3 protein-coding genes are annotated in these 5,176 nt (G+C 73.1%); 1 reads left to right on the top strand and 2 read right to left on the bottom strand.

The window, feature by feature from the left end:
• Positions 1-34: 34 nt before the first annotated feature.
• Positions 35-2,647 carry a DEAD/DEAH box helicase gene (locus tag ACYVM4_RS17870; protein ID WP_460669408.1) on the bottom strand — a complete coding sequence of 871 codons (2,613 nt, stop codon included), beginning with the start codon at positions 2,645-2,647 and terminating at the stop codon, positions 35-37.
• Positions 2,648-2,771: 124 nt separating this feature from the next.
• Between ACYVM4_RS17870 and ACYVM4_RS17865 the strand changes: the two genes are divergently transcribed.
• Positions 2,772-4,508 carry a formate--tetrahydrofolate ligase gene (locus tag ACYVM4_RS17865; protein ID WP_460669407.1) on the top strand — a complete coding sequence of 579 codons (1,737 nt, stop codon included), beginning with the start codon at positions 2,772-2,774 and terminating at the stop codon, positions 4,506-4,508.
• Positions 4,509-4,572: 64 nt separating this feature from the next.
• On the opposite strand, the gene ACYVM4_RS17860 is transcribed toward ACYVM4_RS17865, so the two are convergent.
• Positions 4,573-5,176: hypothetical protein (locus ACYVM4_RS17860; RefSeq protein WP_460669406.1), on the bottom strand; the 604-nt coding region annotated here is incomplete at its 5' end.

The raw sequence follows: 5,176 nt of genomic DNA, 5'->3' as shown, positions 1-5,176 counted from the left end.
GTCGTCGTCGGACCGCCGGGCGGGCGGACCCGGCTCAGCGGCCGGACTCGGTGACGGGCCCGACGTTGTCCACGACCACGGCGGGGAAGCCGTCCTCGTCCGAGGTCCGCAGGTCGATGCGGGCGTTGATGCCCCAGTCGTGGTGGCCGTCCGGGTCGTCGAAGACCTGCACCACGGTCCAGTATCCCGGCAGGCCCTCGGGCTGCTCGTCGATCCGGATCAGCCCCGGCCCCCTCGACTGGGGGTCCGTGTAGATGTCCTCGTGCTCCGCGAAGTACGCGTCCATGGCGTCCGCCCACCGGTCCCGGTCCCAGCCGTGCTCGCCGTCGAGGGCGCCCAGGACCTTGTCCTTCTCGTCCGCGAACAGCTCGACGCGCTGGAACAGCGCGTTGCGGACCATGACCCGGAAGGCCCGAGGGTTGGACGTGATCACGGGGGGCTGCTCGTCGATGAGCTCCTCGAGGGAGTCCGCGGAGGTGCCCATGGGGGACTCCTCCCCGGCGGCCAGCTTCTCCCACTCGTCGAGCAGCGAGTTGTCGATCTGCCGGATGAGCTCGCCCAGCCACTCCACGAGGTCCTCGAGGTCCTCCCGGAGCAGGTCCAGCGGGACGGTCTGGCGCAGCGCCTTGTAGGCGTCGGAGAGGTAGCGCAGCAGGATGCCCTCGGACCGGGCGAGACCGTAGAACTGCACGTAGTCGCCGAACGTCATGGCGCGCTCGTACATGTCCCGCACCACCGACTTGGGCGTCAGCTCGAACTGCGCCACCCACGGGGCGCCGGTGCGGTAGGTCTCGAACGCCTGGCCCAGCAGCTCCTCGAGCGGCTTGGCGTAGCTGACGTCCTCGAGCTCCTTCATCCGCTCGTCGTAGTCGAGGCCCTCCGCCTTCATCGACGCCACGGCCTCCCCGCGGGCCTTCTTCTCCTGCATGTTCAGGACCTGGCGGGGCTTCTCCAGGGTCGCCTCGATGACGGAGACGACGTCCAGGGCGTAGCCGGGGTCCTCCCGGTCCAGCAGGGTGAGGGCGGCGAGGGCGAAGGGGGACAGCGGCTGGTTGAGGGCGAAGTTCTCCTGCAGCTCCACGGTCAGCCGCCACGTGCGGCCCTCCGCGTCGGGCTCGTCGAGCTTCTCGACGACCCCGGCGGCGCGCAGCTCCTTGAGGATCCCGATGGCCTGCTTCAGCAGGGCGCGCTGCCGCTGCCGCGTCTCGTGGTTGTGGGTCAGCAGGTGCCACGCCGCCAGCACCGGGTCCCCGGGGCGCTGCAGGATGTTGAGCAGCATCGAGTGGGTCACCGTGAAGGACGAGCTCAGCGGTTCCGGCTCGGCGGCGACCAGCGTCTCGAACGTCGGCTTCCCCCAGGACACGAAGCCCTGCGGCGGCTTCTTCCGCACCACCTGCCGCAGCTTCTTCTGGTCGTCGCCGAACTTGGCGTGGGCCTTCTTCATGGCCTTGTTGTTCTCGATGACGTGCTCGGGGGCCTGGACCACCACGGTGCCCGCGGTGTCGTAGCCGGCCCGCCCGGCCCGGCCGGCGATCTGGTGGAACTCGCGGGCGTTGAGCCGGCGGGTGCGCTCGCCGTCGAACTTGGACAGCGCCGTGATGACCACGGTGCGGATGGGCACGTTGATGCCCACCCCCAGGGTGTCGGTGCCGCAGATGACCTTGAGCAGCCCGGTCTGGGCGAGCTGCTCCACGAGCCGGCGGTACTTGGGGAGCATCCCGGCGTGGTGGACCCCGATGCCGTGGCGGACCAGGCGGTTGAGGGTCTTGCCGAAGCCGGCGGAGAAGCGGAACCCGGCGATCAGCTCGCCGATGCGCTCCTTCTCCTCCTTGGTCAGCACGTTGACCGACATCAGGTTCTGGGCCTGGTCCATGGCCTGCAGCTGGGAGAAGTGCACCACGTAGACCGGGGCCTGGTTGGTGCTCAGCAGCTCCTCGAGGGCCTCGTGGATGGGGTCCTCGGACCAGTAGTGGTGCAGCGGGATGGGCCGCTCCGCGGAGGACACCGTCGTCGTCGGGCGCCCCGTGAGCTCAGTGATCCCCTCCTCGAAGCGGGAGACGTCCCCGAGCGTGGCGCTCATGACCAGGAACTGCGCCTGGGGCAGCTCCAGCAGCGGCACCTGCCACGCCCAGCCGCGCTGCGGGTCGGAGTAGAAGTGGAACTCGTCCATCACCACGGGTCCCACGTCCGCGTCCCGGCCCTCGCGCAGGGCGACGTTGGCGAGGATCTCCGCGGTGCAGCAGATGATGGGGGCGGCGGCGTTGACCGCGGAGTCGCCGGTGACCATGCCGACGTTCTCCGCGCCGAAGATCTCCACGAGCGAGAAGAACTTCTCGGACACGAGCGCCTTGATCGGGGCGGTGTAGTAGGAGCGCTGCCCGGCGGCGAGACCCGCGAAGTGCGCCGCGACCGCCACCGTGGACTTCCCGGACCCGGTCGGGGTCGCGAGGATCACGTTGGACCCGCTCGCGAACTCGAGCACGGCCTCGTCCTGGGCGGGGTAGAGCTCCATGTCCCGGGAGGCGATCCAGCCGAGGAACCCCTCGTAGACCTCGTCCCCGGACAGGGCGTTGGTGGCGAAGTCGCCGCGGTAGTACGGGTGGCCCGGCGTGCCGAGCTCGGAGGAGAGGGCTTCGAGGAGTTTCATCGTCCTCCACTGTATCGGGACGGCCCGCCCGGGCCTGTGCCCGGACCGCGCCACGGGGACCCGTGCTCCGTCACCGACGGCGGGGCACTCGCCGGGACGCACCCCGGTCCCGCAGACTGGGCGCATGACGCACGTCACAGCCCCGCTGCCCTCGGACCTGGAGATCGCCCAGGCCGCCCGGCCCCGCCCCGTGACCGAGATCGCGGCCGCCGCCGGGATCGCCGCCGACCGCCTGGAGCCCTACGGGCGCTTCGTGGCGAAGGTCGACCCCCGCCCGGACGAGGTGTCCACCCCCGAGGAGGCCGCCGAGCGCAAGCACGCCCGGGGCGTGCGGTACGTGGTCGTCACGTCGCTGACCCCCACGCCGCTCGGCGAGGGGAAGACGGCCACGGCGGTGGGCCTGGCCCAGGGCATGGCGGCCACCGGCCGTTCCGCCGCCCTGACCCTGCGCCAGCCCTCCATGGGCCCCACGTTCGGCATCAAGGGCGGCGCCGCAGGAGCGGGGTACGCCCAGCTGCTGCCCATGGACAAGCTGAACCTGCACCTGACCGGGGACTTCCACGCCGTCACGGCCGCCCACAACCTGCTGGCGGCGATGATCGACAACCACCTGCACCACGGCAACGCCCTGAACCTGGACGTCCGCTCGATCACGTGGCGGCGGGTCCTGGACGTCAACGACCGGGCGCTGCGCACCGTGGTGGTGGGCCTCGGCGACCACCAGGACGGTGTGCCGCGCCAGACGGGCTTCGACATCACGGCCGCGTCCGAGGTGATGGTGATCCTCTCGCTCGCCACGTCCTTCGCCGACCTGCGCCGCCGCCTGGGCCGGATCGTGGTCGGCGCCACGCACGGCGGCGAACCCGTCTCCGCGGAGGACCTCAAGGCCGCCGGCTCCATGGCCGTGCTGCTGCAGGACGCCTTCCAGCCGAACCTGCTGCAGACCCTCGAGGCGACCCCGGCGCTGGTCCACGCCGGGCCGTTCGGCAACATCGCGACCGGCAACTCCTCCGTGGTCGCCGACTACGTGGCCATGGCCCACGCCGACTACGTCATCACCGAGGCGGGGTTCGGCGCGGACATGGGTCTCGAGCGACTGGTCAACGTCAAGGCCAGGGCCTCCGGCCTGACCCCGGACGCGGCGGTGCTCGTGACCACGGTGCGGGCGCTGAAGACCCACTCCGGCCGCTACACCGTGCGCCCGGGCAAGGCGCTGCCGGCGGAGATGCTCCAGGAGAACCCCGAGGACGTGGAGGCGGGGGCGGCCAACCTGCTGCACCACCTGGCGATCGCCCGGTCCTTCGGGATCTCCCCGGTCGTGGCGATCAACGCGTTCCCCGGGGACCACCCCTCGGAGCACGAGGCGATCCGCCGGATCGCCCGGGCGACCGGGGCGGAGGTGGCGGTGTGCACGGCGGTGTCCCAGGGCGGGGCCGGAGCGGCCGAGCTCGCCGACGCCGTGGCCGCCGCGTGCGAGCACCCCGCCGGGTACACCCCGACCTACGGGCTCACCGAGTCCCTCGAGGACAAGCTCACCGCGGTCGCCACCCGCGTCTACGGCGCGGACGGCCTCGAGATCACCCCGGCCGCGGAGCACCAGCTGGCCCGCTACGAGGAGCTCGGCTACGGGGGGCTGCCGGTCGTCATCGCCAAGACCCACCTGTCCACCACCGCGGACCCGGCCCGCAAGGGAGCGCCCACCGGGTGGTCCCTGCCGGTCCGGGAACTGCGCGCCGCCGTGGGCGCCGGCTACCTCTACGCCATCTGCGGGACGATGCGCACCATGCCCGGCCTGGGCACGTCCCCGGCGGCAGAGCGGATCGGGATCGACGACGACGGGCGCGTCACCGGCCTGTTCTGACGCCTGGCCCGCCCGGGGCACGCGTCCGCCGGCGCACGCCACGTCCGGCGCACGCCCCACCGGCTCAGCGGCGGGGCAGCAGCTCCTCGCCGGGCCCGTACCGCCGCAGCATGCGCTCCGAGGGTGCCCACCACAGGACGGCCGCCCACGCGTACCCCGCCCCGGCCACGGCCAGGGGGTCCGCCCAGGAGGACCCGGGTCCGCCCGTCCAGGACCACAGGACCCAGGCCGCGGCGCCCCCGAGGACCGCCGCGGCCACGACGACCACGAGGGCCCAGGCGGAGCGCACCCATCCCGCCAGGAGCAGGGCGCCGACCACGAGCAGCGCCAGGGCCAGTGCGGCGGCCCGCGGCCCGGCGCCGTCCGGCACGCGGTCCGGGAGCCCGGCCAGGACGGCACCGGCCCAGACCGCCACCGCCACGAGCACCACGAGAGCCGCACGCCCCATCTCGTCCATGCCCTCGCGGCCCGGCACGCGCACCGCCACGACCGCGGCGAGGCGGGCCAGGGCGAGCGCGGCGAGCACCAGCAGCAGCGCCGCGGCGGCGCGCCCGGACGGCACGGCGGTCCAGAGCGGGAGCAGCAGGGACAGCGCGGCCGCACCCACGAGGGCGGCCCGCCGCAGCGCGCCGCGGCGGGCGGCGGCGACCTCGCCGGCCGTGACCGGC

This window comes from Kocuria himachalensis, assembly GCF_054784195.1.
This window is presented reverse-complemented; position numbering and strand designations above follow the sequence as displayed.